General features: G+C 74.1%; 12 protein-coding genes. 11 read left to right on the forward strand and 1 reads right to left on the reverse strand.

Annotation, left to right across the window (positions count from 1 at the left end; all coding sequences use genetic code 11):
- Window positions 1-334 precede the first annotated feature (334 nt).
- Together CRP51_RS23250 and CRP51_RS23260 are read left to right on the forward strand one after the other, a co-directional pair.
- Window positions 335-1,738: an NAD-dependent malic enzyme gene (locus tag CRP51_RS23250; RefSeq protein WP_097233271.1), complete on the forward strand. Its 1,404-nt coding sequence runs from the start codon at window positions 335-337 to the stop codon at window positions 1,736-1,738.
- A 458-nt stretch (window positions 1,739-2,196) separates the two neighbouring features.
- On the forward strand, window positions 2,197-2,478 hold the full coding sequence (locus tag CRP51_RS23260) for an HU family DNA-binding protein (RefSeq protein WP_097233273.1): 282 nt from the start codon (window positions 2,197-2,199) through the stop codon (window positions 2,476-2,478).
- 107 nt (window positions 2,479-2,585) lie between these two features.
- Here the strand turns inward: CRP51_RS23260 and murA are convergent, their stop codons facing one another.
- Entirely contained in the window at window positions 2,586-3,905 is a 1,320-nt protein-coding gene (gene murA, locus CRP51_RS23265; RefSeq protein WP_097233274.1) for a UDP-N-acetylglucosamine 1-carboxyvinyltransferase, read from the reverse strand.
- Window positions 3,906-4,211: 306 nt separating this feature from the next.
- Here murA and CRP51_RS23270 point away from each other — a divergent pair, with 306 nt between their 5' ends.
- The 9 genes from CRP51_RS23270 (at window position 4,212) to CRP51_RS23310 (ending at window position 15,559) form a co-directional block, all read left to right on the forward strand.
- Window positions 4,212-4,769 carry a YqgE/AlgH family protein gene (locus CRP51_RS23270; protein ID WP_097233275.1) on the forward strand — a complete coding sequence of 186 codons (558 nt, stop codon included), beginning with the start codon at window positions 4,212-4,214 and terminating at the stop codon, window positions 4,767-4,769.
- An 11-nt stretch (window positions 4,770-4,780) separates the two neighbouring features.
- Window positions 4,781-5,077 (forward strand): DUF3039 domain-containing protein, encoded by a 297-nt coding sequence (locus CRP51_RS23275; protein ID WP_097233276.1) that lies wholly within the window; start codon window positions 4,781-4,783, stop codon window positions 5,075-5,077.
- 275 nt (window positions 5,078-5,352) lie between these two features.
- Window positions 5,353-6,246, forward strand: coding sequence for an FAD binding domain-containing protein (locus CRP51_RS23280; RefSeq protein ID WP_097233277.1), 894 nt, complete (start codon window positions 5,353-5,355; stop codon window positions 6,244-6,246).
- Window positions 6,243-7,520: a (2Fe-2S)-binding protein gene (locus CRP51_RS30270; protein ID WP_097233278.1), complete on the forward strand. Its 1,278-nt coding sequence runs from the start codon at window positions 6,243-6,245 to the stop codon at window positions 7,518-7,520. The genes CRP51_RS23280 and CRP51_RS30270 overlap by 4 nt, the downstream gene beginning before the upstream one ends.
- Entirely contained in the window at window positions 7,520-9,856 is a 2,337-nt protein-coding gene (locus CRP51_RS23290) for a xanthine dehydrogenase family protein molybdopterin-binding subunit (protein WP_097233279.1), read from the forward strand. The genes CRP51_RS30270 and CRP51_RS23290 overlap by 1 nt, the downstream gene beginning before the upstream one ends.
- A 67-nt stretch (window positions 9,857-9,923) precedes the next feature.
- Complete coding sequence (locus tag CRP51_RS23295) at window positions 9,924-11,492, forward strand: MFS transporter (protein ID WP_097233280.1); 1,569 nt, start codon at window positions 9,924-9,926, stop codon at window positions 11,490-11,492.
- 387 nt (window positions 11,493-11,879) lie between these two features.
- Window positions 11,880-13,682, forward strand: a complete 1,803-nt coding sequence (locus tag CRP51_RS23300; protein WP_097233331.1) for a DEAD/DEAH box helicase — start codon at window positions 11,880-11,882, stop codon at window positions 13,680-13,682.
- 337 nt (window positions 13,683-14,019) lie between these two features.
- Window positions 14,020-14,664 carry an IclR family transcriptional regulator gene (locus tag CRP51_RS23305; RefSeq protein ID WP_097233281.1) on the forward strand — a complete coding sequence of 215 codons (645 nt, stop codon included), beginning with the start codon at window positions 14,020-14,022 and terminating at the stop codon, window positions 14,662-14,664.
- A 58-nt stretch (window positions 14,665-14,722) separates the two neighbouring features.
- Complete coding sequence (locus CRP51_RS23310) at window positions 14,723-15,559, forward strand: hypothetical protein (RefSeq protein WP_245880758.1); 837 nt, start codon at window positions 14,723-14,725, stop codon at window positions 15,557-15,559.
- The last annotated feature ends 11 nt before the right edge of the window (window positions 15,560-15,570 follow it).

A 15,570-nucleotide genomic window follows, 5' to 3' on the forward strand; every position in this document is an offset into this window, starting at 1 on the left:
ACTGAGCCCGGTTGACCCCCGGGCTCAGTGCGGTAGCCTGGAAGTGGCGTCGGCCCGTTCCATGCCCCCGGGCCCAACCATTGTCGCTACGAGCGACCACTTGCCGCGAGGCGAGCTGGCGGGTCGGCGCCCCTCTTCTTCTCCCCCTGTTCACGCCCGCGTCCCGGCGTGACTTCCGCGCCTTCCACCCCGCTGTTACCGTCGGGCCCTCGGCCGGTCCCGGCTTCCGGGCCGGCGACGGCCTCTCGTAAGGTGACAGCGGTCCGCTCGGCGGCCGCCCTTCGCCGCCAGGCGCGGACGGAGGGGCATTGAGGAATGTGAAGGAAGTTCGGCCATGGCAACGGCGCCCAGTGTCTCGTATTCGATGACCATCAGGCTGGAGGTGCCGGCCAGTGGTACGGCCGTCAGCGCGCTGACCACGGTGGTGGAGTCCTCGGGCGGCTCCGTCACGGGTCTGGACGTCACGGCGTCCGGCCACGAGAAGCTGCGCATCGACGTCACCATCGCGGCCAGTTCCACGGCCCACGCGGACGAGATCGTGCAGAAGCTGCGCGGCATCGACGGGGTGGCGCTCGGCAAGGTGTCCGACCGGACCTTCCTGATGCATCTCGGCGGCAAGATCGAGATGACCTCGAAGCACCCGATTCGCAACCGCGATGACCTGTCCATGATTTACACGCCGGGCGTGGCCCGGGTGTGCACCCAGATCGCCGCGCACCCGGAGGACGCCAGGCGGTTGACCATCAAGCGCAACAGCGTGGCGGTGGTCACCGACGGCTCCGCCGTGCTCGGCCTGGGGAACATCGGGCCGCACGCCGCGCTGCCGGTGATGGAGGGCAAGGCGGCGCTCTTCAAGCGCTTCGCCGGCATCGACGCCTGGCCGCTGTGCCTGGACACCCAGGACCCGGACGCCATCGTGGAGATCGTCAAGGCGATCGCCCCCGGCTTCGCCGGGATCAACCTGGAGGACATCTCCGCGCCCCGCTGCTTCGAGATCGAGGCCAGGCTGCGCGAGGCGCTGGACATCCCCGTCTTCCACGACGACCAGCACGGCACGGCGATCGTCGTGCTCGCCGCGTTGCACAACGCGCTGCGCGTCGTCGACAAGCGGCTGGACCAGGTGCGGGTGGTGATGTCCGGCGCCGGCGCCGCCGGGACGGCCATCCTGAAGCTGCTGCTGGCGGCCGGCGTCGAGCACGCGGTCGTCGCCGACATCCACGGCGTGGTGCACGCCGGCCGCCCCGACCTGGTGGACGCCGACGGCGACTCGCCGCTGCGCTGGATCGCGGACAACACCAACCCGGAGGGTGTCACCGGCACGCTGGGCGAGGCGATCGCCGGCGCCGACGTCTTCGTCGGGGTCTCCGCGCCCGACGTGCTGACCGGCGACGACGTGGCCGCGATGGCCGACGGCGCGATCGTCTTCGCCCTGGCGAACCCCGACCCCGAGGTGGACCCGGCGCTCGCCCGCCAGACGGCCGCCGTGGTGGCCACCGGGCGCTCGGACTTCCCGAACCAGATCAACAACGTGCTGGTCTTCCCCGGGGTGTTCCGCGGCCTGCTGGACGCGCAGTCGCGTTCCGTCAGCACCGAGATGATGCTGGCCGCCGCGCGGGCGCTGGCGGACGTCGTCGGCGGGGACGAGTTGAACGCCAACTACATCGTGCCCAGCGTCTTCAACGAGCGGGTCTCGGGCGCCGTGGCCGAGGCGGTGCGCGAGGCGGCACGCGAGAGCTGAGCGGCGCGCGCCGGCGTGCCGGCGCGCCCCCGGGACCGGGCCCGAGCCCAACTGGCCCCCGCCGCAGGGGGGTCGGGGAAGGGCGGCGACGTTCACCTCCGGCCGGCCTTCCCCTTCCCGCCCGTTCGGGGCCGTGCGACGGGCCCCGCACGGGCCCTCGCGTTCACCCCGAGCGGCCCCGGCGGCGGCGCGCGGGGCGGCGAGTCGGTTGCCAACGCGCTCCGCCCGCCCCTTAGGGTGACCGGGAGGCACGGCCTCGGGCATGTCACAACCTGCGGACCAGGGCGCTTCACGGCGTCCGACCGGGGGCCTCGGATTGGCCTTCCCGCCACTGGTGAGGGCAGGATGCGTACCCGGGCGCCAGGGAGGACCCCTGGTCCTGGCAGTGTCAGTGGGTCCTGGCAGCATCGGCTTCGATCTCACGCCTCATTGGCAAGATGAACTTGGGAGTACGAAATATGAACCGCAGTGAGCTGGTGGCCGCTCTGTCCGAGCGCGCCGAGGTGACTCGGAAGGACGCCGACGCCGTGCTGGCGGCCCTTGCCGAGACCGTGGGGGAGGTCGTCTCCAAGGGCGACGAGAAGGTCACCATCCCCGGTTTCCTGACCTTCGAGCGCACCCACCGCGCCGCCCGCACCGCGCGCAACCCGCAGACCGGCGAGCCCATCCAGATCCCGGCCGGGTACAGCGTCAAGGTCTCCGCCGGCACCAAGCTGAAGGAAGCCGCCAAGGGCAAGTGACCCTCGGCTGAGGATGACTGAAGGGGTGGCCCCGCAATGGGGCCACCCCTTACGCATGTTCGTTCACCCGTCGCTCACCCGTGCCCATCCGGGCCCGTCGTGGCCGGTCAGGGGCGTTCGACCTTGGCGCCCAACTCCTCCAGCTTCTGGAGGAAGTTCTCGTAGCCCCGGTTGATCAGCTCGATGCCGTGCACCCGCGAGGTGCCGTGCGCCGCCAACGCGGCGATCAGATAGGAGAAACCGCCCCGCAGGTCGGGGATGACCAGGTCGCCGCCCTGGAGCGTGGTGGGCCCCGAGACGACGGCCGAGTGCAGGAAGTTCCGCTGCCCGAAGCGGCAGGGCGTGCCGCCCAGGCACTCGCGGTAGAGCTGGATGTGCGCGCCCATCTGGTTGAGCGCGCTGGTGAAGCCGAGCCGCGACTCGTAGACCGTCTCGTGCACGATGGAGAGCCCGGACGCCTGGGTGAGCGCCACCACCAGCGGCTGCTGCCAGTCGGTCTGGAAGCCGGGATGCACGTCCGTCTCCAGCGCGATGGCGTTCAACGGGCCGCCCGGGTGCCAGAACCTGATGCCGGTCTCGTCCACCTCGAACGCGCCGCCCACCTTGCGGTACACGTTGAGGAACGTCAGCATCTCGCGCTGGCTGGCGCCCCTGACGTAGACGCTGCCCTTGGTCGCCAGCGCCGCGCTCGCCCAGGAGGCGGCCTCCAGGCGGTCCGGGAGCGCGCGGTGGGTGTAGCCGCCGAGCTGGTCGACACCGGTGATCCTGATGGTGCGGTCGGTGTCGAGCGAGATGATCGCGCCCATCTTCTGGAGGACACAGATCAGGTCCTCGATCTCCGGCTCGACCGCCGCGTTGGTCAGCTCCGTGACCCCCTCGGCCAGCACGGCCGTCAGCAGCACCTGCTCGGTGGAGCCGACCGACGGGTAGGGCAGCCTGATCCGGCAGCCGCGCAGCCGCTGCGGCGCGGTCAGGTACTGGCCGTCGGCGCGCTTCTCGATGGTGGCGCCGAACTGCCGCAGCACGTCGAAGTGGAAGTCCACCGGCCGGCCGCCGATGTCGCAGCCGCCGAGGCCGGGGATGAACGCGTGCCCGAGCCGGTGCAGCAGCGGGCCGCAGAACAGGATCGGGATGCGCGAGGAGCCGGCGTGCGCGTCGATGTCGGCGACGTTGGCGCTCTCCACGTGCGAGGGGTCGAGCACGAGCTCACCCGGCTCCTCCCCGCTGCGCACGGTCACGCCGTGCAGCTGGAGCAGGCCGCGCACCACCCGCACGTCGCGGATCTCCGGAACGTTCCGCAGCCGGCTCGGCGCGCTGCCGAGGAGGGCGGCCACCATCGCCTTCGGGACCAGGTTCTTCGCCCCTCGAACACGAATCTCGCCCTCGATCGGGGTGCCGCCGTGGACAAGGAGTACGTCGTCGGTCATGGAACTCGCGATCTGTTCGAACGGGTGCGGGGGGACCACTCGGAATGGTAATGGCCCGAACGCGCGCCGTGCGGGTGCGGCGGGGCGCGGTGGCCTCGCCGGCCGGGTCGCGGTCGACTGCGGCCTTGGCCGGCCGGGGTGGGTTGTCGTCCTCGCCCCGGTGGTCGGTCGCTCGCGCAGTTCCCCGCGCCCCTTCACTGTCGGTGGGCGGCTGGTCGCGCGGTTTCCCGCGCCCCTCGTGGGGGCTGGCGTGCGCGGTCGGGTGCCCACTGCCGTGCGCGGTGGGGGATGGGGAATCATGGGCGCATGTCCGAGGACTCCTCGCTCACGGGGCGGCTGCTGGTGGCCACCCCCGCGCTGTCCGACCCCAACTTCGACCGTTCCGTGGTGCTCCTGCTGGACCATGACGGGGACGGCGCACTGGGCGTGGTGCTGAACCGGCCGACGCCGGTCGACGTCTCGGAGGTGCTGGAGCCCTGGGCGGCGCTGGCGGGGGAGCCCGGCGTGGTCTTCCAGGGCGGGCCGGTCGCGCTGGACGCGGCGCTGGCGCTGGCCGTCGTGCCCGGCACGGGCCCTCTGGGGTGGCGGAGGGTGCACGGTTCGATCGGCCTGGTCGACCTGGAGGCGCCGCCCGAGGTGCTGGCGGCCGAGCTGGGCTCGCTGCGCGTCTTCGCCGGCTACGCCGGCTGGGGGCCGGAGCAGCTGGAGCGCGAGCTGGACGAGGGCGCCTGGTACGTCGTGGACTCCGAGCCGGGCGACGTCTCCGAGCCGGAGCCGGAACGGCTGTGGCGGGCGGTGCTGCGCCGCCAGCGTGGCAACCTGGCGCTGCTCGCCACGTACCCGGACGACCCCTCGCTCAATTAGGCTAGGTACTCATGAGCACTGTTGAGGAGCCCGAGCGCGGAGCGGGCACCGGCACGATCGTCGAGCCCACCCCGCAGACCACGCACGGTGACGGCGATCACGAGCGGTTCGCGCACTATGTCCAGAAGGACAAGATCATGGCCAGCGCGATGGACGGCACCCCCGTCGTCGCGCTCTGCGGCAAGGTCTGGGTCCCGGGGCGCGACCCCAAGAAGTACCCGGTCTGTCCGACCTGCAAGGAGATCTACGAGTCCATGGGCTCGTTCGGCGGCGGCAAGGACGGTAAGGGCGGCAAGGGCGACAAGTGACGCCCCGCTCCCCGGCCGGCCGGCCGGTCGGCCGGTCCGCGCCGTGCGGCGCCCGGGGTGTGGCCGACCCGCGTTCGAGCGGTGCCCTGATCGTGTGCGTGCCCTGATCGTGTGAGCGTGCGCCCAACGTGCCCCGGCACGAAGGCGGTTGCGCCCCGGGCCGTCCGGGGGCGCGCCGCTGCGGCGGCGAAAAATGTGCCAGAGTTGCCACGTCCGGGCCCGGACCACGTACCGTACGGCTCGGCAGCCGGGACAACCGGAAAGGGGCAGCAGGATTGAGCACGCACGCGCCGGGGGCCCAGCTCGTCGCGCTACCGGCCACGTTGGACGAGGCGGTGGCGGCGCTCGCCGACAATCCGGCGGCCGTGCCGGTCGCCGGCGGCACCGACCTGATGGCCGGCGTCAACGCGGGGATGCTGCGGCCCGCCGCCCTTGTGGGGCTCGGCCGGCTCGCTGAGCTGCGCGGCTGGGCGTACCAGGACGGTCACGCGCTGCTGGGCGCCTGCCTGACCCACGCGCGGATGAGCCGCCCCGACTTCTCGGCCCTCATCCCCGCGCTGGCCACCGCCGCCCGCGCGGCGGGCCCGCCCCAGGTCCGCAACGCCGGCACGCTCGGCGGCAACATCATCTCCGCCGCCCCCTCAGGCGACACCCTGCCGGTGCTCGCCGCGCTGGAGGCCACGCTGCTGGTCGCGGCGCCGGACGGTGAGGGGCGGCAGATCCCGGTCAGCCACCTGCTGGCCGGCCGGGACCGGCTCAACCCCGGCGAGCTGCTGGCCCACGTCCGGGTTCCGCTGCTGCACGCCCCCCAGACGTTCCTCAAGGCCACCGCGCGCACCGGCCCCTCGCGCGCGCTGGCCTCCGTCGCCGTGGTGCTCGACCCGCTGCGCCGCGAGGTGCGGTGCGCGGTCGGCGCGGTGGCGCCCATGCCGCTGCGGCCGCTGGACGCGGAGCGCTGGGTCGCCTCGCTGGTGGACTGGGACGGCCAGCGGGGGCTGGCGCCCGAGGCGCTGGCCGCCTTCGGCGACTATGTGGGGATGGCCTGCATCCCCGACCCGAGACCGGCGGGGGACGGCGGCGAACCCGCCCAACTCGCGCCCGCCGTGCTGCACCTGAGGCGTACCGTGGCGGCACTGGCCCGCCGCGGACTCGGAAGGGCTCTCCGATGAGCAACGAGCACCCCCCAGACCCGAACGCGCCCGGCCCGCAGCCCAACTGGGGCAACGAGTACGACGCCGAGGCCACGGGCTTCCTGGAGCTGCCCGGCGGCCTGCCGGCCCTCGGCGGCAGCGAGCCGCTGGCCGCGCCCGGCCAGGGCTACCAGCCGCCGGTGATCGAGTCGGGCGGGCCGCCGGCGACGGCGCAGCCCAGCGTCGACCCGGCGGCCACCGGCCAGTGGACGATGCCGTTCGCGGCACCCGGCGAGGAGCCCGGCGTGCCGCCGGGGCCGCTCGACGTCGCGGGGACGTTCGACCCCTCGGGGGCGTTCGACCCGACCGGCACCTTCGATCCGTCGGAGGCGCGTTCCCCCGCCGCGGGCGCCATGGGGCAGGGGGCCGCCGCCGCGCTCGCCGGCTCGTTCGAGGGGCGCGCCGAGCGCCGCCCGCTCGGCGAGGGGCCAGAGGAGCGGGCGACGCACCAGGCCGAGCCGGACGCCTGGCCCGCCGAGGGCCCCGCGCTTGAGGCGCCGACGCCCTCGCCGTGGCCGACACCGACCGGCGGGGAGCCACATCCGGCCGATCCCGTGGACGCCGCGCCCGTGGACGCCGCGCCCGAGGCGCCGACGCCGGTCGCCAGCAGCAGCGAACACCCGCGCGTCTCCTACGCGTTGCGGGTCAACGGCGTCGAACGCCAGGTGACCGACGCGTGGATCGGGGAGTCCCTGCTCTATGTGCTGCGCGAGCGGCTCGGCCTGGCCGGCGCCAAGGACGGCTGCTCGCAGGGCGAGTGCGGGGCCTGCTCGGTGCAGGTCGACGGCCGGCTGGTCGCCGCCTGCCTGGTGCCGGCCGCCACCTCGGCCGGCAGCGAGATCCGTACGGTCGAGGGGCTCGGCTCCGACGGCGAACCGTCCGACGTGCAGCGGGCGTTGGCCGGCTGCGACGTGCAGTGCGGCTTCTGCCTGCCGGGCATGGCGATGACGGTGCACGACCTGCTGGAGGGCAACCACGCGCCCACCGAGCTGGAGACCAGGCGCGCGCTCTGCGGCAACCTCTGCCGCTGCGGCGGCTACCGGGGCGTGCTCAACGCGGTGGACCGGGTCATCACCGAGCGCGCGGCGCGCGCCGAGGAGGCCGCGGCCGGGAACGAGGGACCGGCGGGCCCCGCGGGCGGCGCCGAGCCGCCGGCCGGCGGTGAGGCCGTGGTGCCCCGCATCCCGCACCAGGCGGGCCCGGCGGCGACCGCCGGCGGCTTTCCCCAGGCAGGACAGGCAGGAGGAGTGTGATGGCGCAGGCCCACGGTCCGGCCGACGCGGCCACCAGCATCTCCCTGCCGACGGCCACCGGAAGCAGGCCGAAGCCCGCCCGCGCCACGCCGCACGGGCTCGGCACCTCGCTGCCGCCCGCCGAGGCGCAGAGCAAGGCCAGGGGCACCTTCCCCTACACCGCCGACCTGTGGGCCGAGGGCCTGCTGTGGGCGGCGGTGCTGCGTTCGCCGCACCCGCACGCCAGGATCCGGTCGATCGACACCACCGACGCCGCCGCCATGCCGGGGGTGCGCGCCGTGGTGACGCACGAGGACCTGGAGGGCGACGGGCTGCTCGGGCGGCGGGTCGCCGACCGGCCGGCGTTCGCCTCCGACGTGGTGCGCTACCACGGCGAGCCGCTGGCGGCGGTCGCCGCCGACCACCCGGAGACCGCGCGGCTGGCGGCGGCGGCGATCGCCGTCGAGTACGAGCCGCTTGACGCGGTCACCAACCCGCAACGCGCCTTCGAGGCCGAGCCGTTGCACCCCGACGGCAATGTGGTGCGGCACATCCCGCTGCGCCACGGCGACCCCCACGCCACCGGCGAGGTGGTGGTCGAGGGCTTCTACCGGATCGGCCGCCAGGACTCGGCGCCCATCGGCGCCGAGTCGGGGCTGGCCGTGCCCCGGCCGGACGGCGGCGTGGAGGTCTATGTCGCCGCCACCGACCCGCACACCGACCGGGACCGGCTGGCCGGCTGCCTGGGGCTGACCGCGGAGCAGGTGAAGCTCTACGTCACCGGCGTGCCCGGCTCGTTGGGGGACCGGGAGGACCAGTCGTTCCAGCTGCCGCTGGCGCTGCTGGCGATCCGTACCGGCTGCCCGGTGAAGCTGGCGGCGACCCGCGAGGAGTCGTTCCTCGGCCACGCCCACCGCCACCCGACGCTGCTGCGGTACTGGCACCACGCCGACCGCGAGGGGCGGCTGGTGAAGGTCGAGGCGCAACTGGTGCTGGACGCCGGCGCGTACGCCGACGACTCGGCCGAGGCGCTGGCCGCCGCCGTCTCCTTCGCCGCCGGGCCCTATGTGGTGCCCAACGCGGTCGTCGACGGCTGGGCGGTGCGCACCAACAACCCGCCCGCCGGCTTTCTGCGCGGCGAGGGCGCGATGCAGGTGTGCGCGGCGCACGAGGGGCAGATGGACCGGCTGGCCGCCCAACTGGGCATGGACCCGGCGGAGTTGCGGGCCCGCAACGTGCTGGCCACGGGCGACTCGCTGCCCACCGGGCAGGCGGTCACCTGTCCCGCGCCGGTCGCCGAGCTGCTGGCCGCGGTGCGCGAGGCGCCGTTGCCCTCGCTGCCCAAGGACGGGCCGATCGAGGACTGGCTGCTGCCCGGCGGCCCGGACGGCGCCGGTGACCCGGCGGCCGTGCGGCGCGGCGTCGGCTACGCGCTGGGCATGGTGCACATGCTGGGCGCCGAGGGCACCGACGAGGTGTCGACGGCGACGGTCAGGGTCGAGAACAGCACGGCCACCGTGCTGTGCGCGGCCGTGGAGACCGGGCAGGGGTTCGCGACCCTGGCGCGGCAGGTCGTGCAGGAGGTGCTGGGCATCGACGACGTGGTCGTCGCGCCCGTCGACACCGACCAGCCGCCGGCCGGGCCCGGCGGTCGCGGCCGGCACACCTGGGTCTCGGCCGGGGCGGTGGAGCGGGCGGCACGGATGGTGCGCACCCAGCTGCTCCAGCCGCTGGCGGCCAACTTCGGCATGTCCGCCGAGCTGTTGAACATCGAGGACGGCCGGATCACCTCCTACGACGGGGTGCTGTCCACGCCGGTGGTCGAGGCGCTGGAGGGCAAGGAGCTGTGGGCCACCGCGCAGTGCCGCCCGCACCCGACGGAGCCGCTGGACGCCGCCGGGCAGGGCGACGCCTTCGTGGGGCTGGCGTTCGCCGCCGTGCGCGCGGTGGTGGACGTGGACGTGGAGCTGGGCTCGGTGCGGGTCGTCGAGATGGCGGTGGCGCAGGACGTGGGGCGGGTGCTCAACCCGCGCCAGTTGCGCACCAGGATTGAGGCCGGGGTCACCCAGGGGATCGGCGCCGCGCTCACCGAGCATCTGCGGGTGGTGAGGGGTGAGGTGCGTCACGCCGACCTGACCGGCTACCAGCTGGCGACGGCGCTGGACGCGCCGGAGGTGAAGGTCGTGGCGCTGGTGGAGGAGCGCGACGTGGTCGCGCCGTTCGGCGCCAAGGCGGCCGGGGCGCCGCCGCTGGTGGTCTCGCCGGCGGCGGTCGCGGCGGCGGTGCGGGCGGCCACCGGGCAGCCGGTGAACCGCCTCCCGATCAAGCCGCAGTTCGCGGTGGGCGTCACGGAGTGAGCCCCGGCCCGGGGCCTACGCCGAAAGTACATAGGCAGCCGGGCGGTTCGGTCCTTACCTTGGACCCATGAAGCCCACCGAGACCGCCGCGCGCGGTGCCGACCCCGAAGAGCCCCCAGGAGAGGTAACGACGTCGGAACGGGGCGGGCCCGGTGGCCCCGCCGCCCCCGCCCCGGACCTCGGCCCCGCCGACCCGCCCGCCGAACCGGCGGGCGGGGTGCTGTCCGCCCCCTACCGGGCGCTGACGCTGGGCTGTGTGGCGACGGTGCTGCTGATCGCGTTCGAGGCGATGGCCGTCGGCACGGCGATGCCGGCGGCGGCCGACGCGCTGGACGGGGTCTCGCTCTACGCGTTCGCCTTCTCGGCGTTCTTCACCACCAGCCTGCTGGGCATGTCGGTCTCCGGGCAGTGGTGCGACCGCTCGGGGCCGCTCTCCCCGGTGCTGGCCGGGATAGGCACCTTCGCGCTGGGGCTGCTGCTGTCCGGGGTCGCCCAGTCGATGTGGGTCTTCGTCGCGGGCCGGGCGCTCCAGGGCGCGGGCGGCGGGCTGGTGATCGTGGCGCTGTACGTCACGGTCCGGCTGGCGTTCCCCGAACGGCTGCGGCCGGCGGCGCTGGCGGCGTTCTCCGCCTCCTGGGTGGTGCCCTCGATGGTGGGCCCGGTGATCGCCGGGACCATCACGGAACAGCTGGGCTGGCGTTGGGTGTTCCTCGGCATCACGGTGCTGGTGGTGCTGCCGCTGGCGGCGCTGGTTCCGGCGCTGCGGCGGGCGGCCTCCGGCCCGCCGGAGGGCGCGAGCCGGACGCTGGACCGGCGACGGCTCCAACTGGCGGTCGCGGTCGCGGTGGGCGCCGGGCTGCTCCAGTACGGCGGGCAGGAGCTGCGGTGGGTCTCGCTGCTGCCGGTGGCGGTGGGGCTGGCGTTGCTGGCGCCCTCGGCGGCGCGGCTGCTGCCCGCCGGAACGTTCCGCCTCCGGCGCGGGCTGCCGTCGGTGATCGCGCTGCGCGGGGTGATGTCGGCGGCCTACCTGGCGACGCAGACCTTTCTGCCGCTGCTGTTGGTGACCCAGCGGGACCTCTCCTACACGCAGGCCGGCCTCTCGCTGGCCGCCTCCGGCGCGACCTGGGCGGTCGGCTCCTGGACCCAGTCCCGGGCGTGGGCCGAGCCGCACCGCTTCGCGCTGGTGCGCGGCGGTACGGTCGCGGTCACGGTGGGCGTGGGCACCACGCCGCTGGTGCTGCTTGACGCGGCGCCGGTCTGGCTTCCGATGGTGACGCTGGCGGTCGGGGCGTTCGGGATGGGGCTGGTGATCTCCACGGTGGGGGTGCTGGTGCTGCGCTTCTCCACGCCGAAGGAGGCGGGCGGCAACGTGGCCTCCCTCCAACTCTGCGACAGCCTCTCCAACGTGGTGATGCTCACCGCCGTCGGGTCCCTCTTCGCCGCCCTCGGCGGCGACGCGACGGCCGCGGCGGGGCACGCGTCGGAGTCCTCGTCCGCGGTGGACACGGCGGTCGGCCCCGGCGCGTTCGCCGCCGTCTACGCGGCGGCCTTCACGATGGCCCTGCTGAGCATCGTGGTCGGCGGCCGGCTGCGGGAACGGGAGCCGGCCGGGGCCGGCCTTCGCGGCGCGACCTGAGTCGACCGCTGTCTCGTCGCTGCCTTCGTGGCGGGGCGGCGCGGTCGACTACGGAGCTTGCCGGTCTGGGTGGGTGGTCGTCCTCGGCTCGGCGTGTGGTTGCTCGCGCAGTTCCCCGCGCCCCTTCGCTGTCGGTGGGCGTGGTCGTTCGGGTGCGGGTTCACGTTCGGTAGGTGGTGGCCTGTTTGGGGGCGCGGGGAACTGCGCGGATGCTGGGTGGCGGGGGTTGGTCGACTACGGAGCTTGCCGGTCTGGGTGGGTGGTCGTCCTCGGCCCGGTGTGTGGTTGCTCGCGCTCCCGCCGGAGGCGCCCCGCGCGGGGGGTGCCGGAGCGGTTAGGCTGGCGCGGTTGTCGATCGTCCGTGTCGTAGAGACCGTTTCGGAGACCGTGAGTACCACCGCCTCTTCCGCATCGCCGGCCCACTCCTCGCACCTGTCACCGGCCTTCCCGGGGCGCGCGCCCTGGGGCACGGCCAGCAAGCTCCGTGCCTGGCAGCAGGGTGCGATGGACGAGTATCTGCGGGCCCAGCCACAGGACTTCCTCGCCGTCGCGACCCCGGGCGCCGGCAAGACGACCTTCGCGCTGACGCTCGCCTCCTGGCTTCTCCACCACCACGTGGTGCAGCAGGTCACCGTCGTCGCGCCGACCGAACACCTGAAGACCCAGTGGGCGGAGGCCGCCGCGCGGATAGGCATCCGCATCGACCCGGAGTACAGCGCGGGGCCCGTCGGCCGCGCCTACCAGGGGGTCGCCGTCACCTACGCCGGCGTCGGGGTCCGCCCGATGCTCCACCGCAACCGCTGCGAGCAGCGCAAGACGCTGGTGATCCTCGACGAGATCCACCACGCCGGCGACTCCCGGTCCTGGGGCGAGGCGTGCCTGGAGGCGTTCGAACCGGCCACGCGCCGGCTGGCGTTGACCGGGACGCCGTTCCGTTCGGACACCAACCCGATCCCGTTCGTCGGCTACGCCGAGGGCAGGGACGGGGTGCGGCGTTCCGTCGCCGACTACACCTACGGCTACGGCAACGCGCTCGCCGACGGCGTGGTGCGGCCGGTGATCTTCCTCTCCTACAGCGGCAACATGCGCTGGCGGACCAAGGCGGGCGACGAGGTGGCGGCGCGGCTCGGGGAGCCGATGACGAAGGACGCGATCTCGCAGGCGTGGCGCACCGCGCTCGACCCGAGGGGCGAGTGGATGCCGGCCGTGCTGCGCGCCGCCGACCGGCGGTTGAACGAGGTGCGGCGTTCCATCCACGACGCGGGCGGGCTGGTGATCGCCAGCGACCAGGACTCGGCCCGCGCCTACGCGAAGCTGCTGCGCGAGATCACCGGCGAGAAGGCGACGCTGGTGCTCTCCGACGACGCGGGGGCCTCCGGCCGGATCGAGGAGTTCCGGCTCTCGGACGACCGGTGGCTGGTCGCGGTGCGCATGGTCTCGGAGGGCGTGGACGTGCCCCGGCTGGCCGTCGGGGTCTACGCGACGACGATCTCGACGCCCCTGTTCTTCGCGCAGGCCGTGGGCCGCTTCGTGCGGTCCCGCCGGCGGGGCGAGACCGCGTCGGTCTTCCTGCCGACGATTCCCTCGCTGCTGGGCTTCGCGCACGAGCTGGAGCTGGAGCGCGACCACGTCCTCGACAAGCCCAAGGGCAAGGAGGAGGAAGACCCGTACGCCGAGGAGGCCGCGCTGCTGGCGGAGGCGGAACGGGAGCGGGACGAGCCGGGCGCCGAGGAGCAACTGCCGTTCGAGGCGCTGGAGTCGGACGCGGTCTTCGACCGGGTGATGTACGACGGCGCGGAGTTCGGGATGCAGGCGCATCCGGGCAGCGAGGAGGAGCAGGACTACCTCGGCATTCCCGGGCTGCTCGAACCGGACCAGGTGCAGATGCTGCTCCAGAAGCGGCAGGCCCGGCAGATCGCGCACAGCCGCAAGAAGCCGGACGCGGAGGCGGACCTGGTGGAGCTGCCGGCCGAACGGCGTCCCGTGGTCTCCCACAAGGAGCTGATGGAACTGAGGCGCGAGCTGAACTCGCTGGTGGGGGCGTACTCCCACCAGTCGGGCAAGCCGCACGGGGTGATCCACACGGAGCTGCGCCGGGTGTGTGGCGGCCCGCCGACGGCGGAGGCGACGCCGGGGCAGTTGGAGCAGCGGATGCGCAAGGTGCGGGAGTGGGCTACGCGGATGCGCTGACGCGCTGCCGCTTGGCCTTCGGGGTTCTTGCACCCGCGCCCCTTTCACGTCGGTGGGCGGTTTGGGGGCGCGGGGAACTGCGCGGTGCATGGGTGGCGGGGCGCAGACGACTACGGTCCGCAGTGGCCAGGTGGGTTGTCGACCGCGGGCCCGAGTGGCAGCGGCTTGCTCGGATTCTGGACAGGGACTTCCGCTGAGCGGTGACGCTGGATACATTTCCGGGCACGCGGATACCCCGGACGGCAGAGCCGCCCCCGGGACGTGCAGCCGGTTCGTGCTGAAGGCCGGGCCGGGCACGCGGGCTCGCGATGGCGGGCCCACCTGAGAAGGGGGCGTCGTGACCACGGAGACCTCTCAGACGCTCGACCGAGGACTGCGAGTCCTCAAACTGCTGGCCGAGACCGACCGCGGGCTGACCGTGACGGAGTTGTCGCGGCGGCTCGGCGTCAACCGCACGGTCGTCTACCGGCTGATAGCCACCCTGGAGCAGCACTCCCTGGTGCGCCGCGACGCCGGTGGCCGGGCCAGGGTCGGAATCGGGGTGCTGGGACTCGGCCGGCAGGTGCATCCGCTGGTGCGGGACGCGGCGCTGCCCGCGTTGCGCGCGCTGGCGGAGGAGTTGGGCGCGACCGCCCACCTGACGGTGGTGGACGGGACGGACGCGTTGGCCATAGCGGTCGTCGAACCCAGCTGGACGGACTACCACGTCGCCTATCGCACGGGATTCCGGCATCCGCTGGAGCGCGGCGCGGCCGGGCGGGCGATACTCACCCGCCGCTGCAAGGACATCGACAACGAGGACGGGTTCGTCGCGACCCACGGCGAGCTGGAGGCCGGCGCCAGCGGGGCGGCGGCGCCGCTGCCGGCGGCGTGCGGGATCGAGGGCAGCGTCGGCGTGGTGATGCTGAGCGACACGGTGCCCCCCGAGGTGGGGCCCCGGGTGGTGCGGGCGGCCAGGGAGGTCGCGGAGGCGCTGCGCTGAACGGGCGAGGGAGGGCTGCCGGTGGGTGCGGGGGCGGCGCTGCGTTAGATTCGCTGCCATGCCCGCAGCGCCGGCCGCATCGAAGGCCACCTCCGACTCAGCCGACTCCCCGTCGTCCGAGCGCCGCAGGCGGCGGGTGCTCGCCGGCTGCGGTGTGGCGTTCGCCGCGCTGCTCGGGGTCGCGGCGTTCGCGCCGCTGCCGTTCGCGGTGACCGAGCCCGGCATGACGGCCGACGTGCTGGGCGAGCACGAGGGGGAACCGGTGATCAGCGTCGAGGGCGCCGAGACCCGTTCCGCCGAGGGCGAGTTGCGGATGACGACGATCAACGCCACCTCGCCGGAGGCGACCGTCCGGCTGAGCGACGTGGTCAGCGGCTATCTCGCCGACGACCGCGCGGTGCTGCCGAGGGAGTCCGTCTACCCGGTGGGCGACTCCACGGAGGAGATCAGGGAGCACAACGAGGAGCAGATGCGCTCCTCCCAGGACGACGCGGTCGCGGCGGCCCTCGGGTATCTGGGACGGGACGACGTCGAGGTGGAGCTCAACCTCTCCGACGTGGGCGGCCCCAGCGCCGGGCTGCTGTTCTCGCTCGGGGTCGTCGCGCTGCTGGACGGCGACGGCTCGGGCGGCGACCTCACCGGCGGGCAGGTCGTCGCGGGCACCGGCACCATCGACGCGGACGGCACGGTCGGCGCCGTCGGCGGGGTGCCGTTGAAGACGCACGCGGCCAGGGACGACGGCGCGACGGTCTTCCTGGTGCCGCGCGACGAGTGCGAGGCGGCCGAGGGCAACGCGCCGGACGGACTGCGGCTGGTCCCCGTCGACACGTTGGAGGACGCGGTCGCGAGCCTGCGGGCGCTGGCCGGCGACGGCGACGCGGTCCCCTCCTGCTGAACGCGCCGAAA

It is taken from the genome of Streptomyces zhaozhouensis (assembly GCF_900230195.1).
GTDB classification, from domain to species: domain Bacteria; phylum Actinomycetota; class Actinomycetes; order Streptomycetales; family Streptomycetaceae; genus Streptomyces; species Streptomyces zhaozhouensis.

Coding starts and splice junctions, on each gene's coding strand:
- CRP51_RS23250 (WP_097233271.1), top strand. CDS start 335: ATGGCAACGGCGCCCAGTGTCTCGTATTCGATGACCATCAGGCTGGAG.
- CRP51_RS23260 (WP_097233273.1), top strand. CDS start 2,197: ATGAACCGCAGTGAGCTGGTGGCCGCTCTGTCCGAGCGCGCCGAGGTG.
- murA (WP_097233274.1), bottom strand. CDS start 3,905: ATGACCGACGACGTACTCCTTGTCCACGGCGGCACCCCGATCGAGGGC.
- CRP51_RS23270 (WP_097233275.1), top strand. CDS start 4,212: ATGTCCGAGGACTCCTCGCTCACGGGGCGGCTGCTGGTGGCCACCCCC.
- CRP51_RS23275 (WP_097233276.1), top strand. CDS start 4,781: ATGAGCACTGTTGAGGAGCCCGAGCGCGGAGCGGGCACCGGCACGATC.
- CRP51_RS30270 (WP_097233278.1), top strand. CDS start 6,243: ATGAGCAACGAGCACCCCCCAGACCCGAACGCGCCCGGCCCGCAGCCC.
- CRP51_RS23290 (WP_097233279.1), top strand. CDS start 7,520: ATGGCGCAGGCCCACGGTCCGGCCGACGCGGCCACCAGCATCTCCCTG.
- CRP51_RS23295 (WP_097233280.1), top strand. CDS start 9,924: ATGAAGCCCACCGAGACCGCCGCGCGCGGTGCCGACCCCGAAGAGCCC.
- CRP51_RS23310 (WP_245880758.1), top strand. CDS start 14,723: ATGCCCGCAGCGCCGGCCGCATCGAAGGCCACCTCCGACTCAGCCGAC.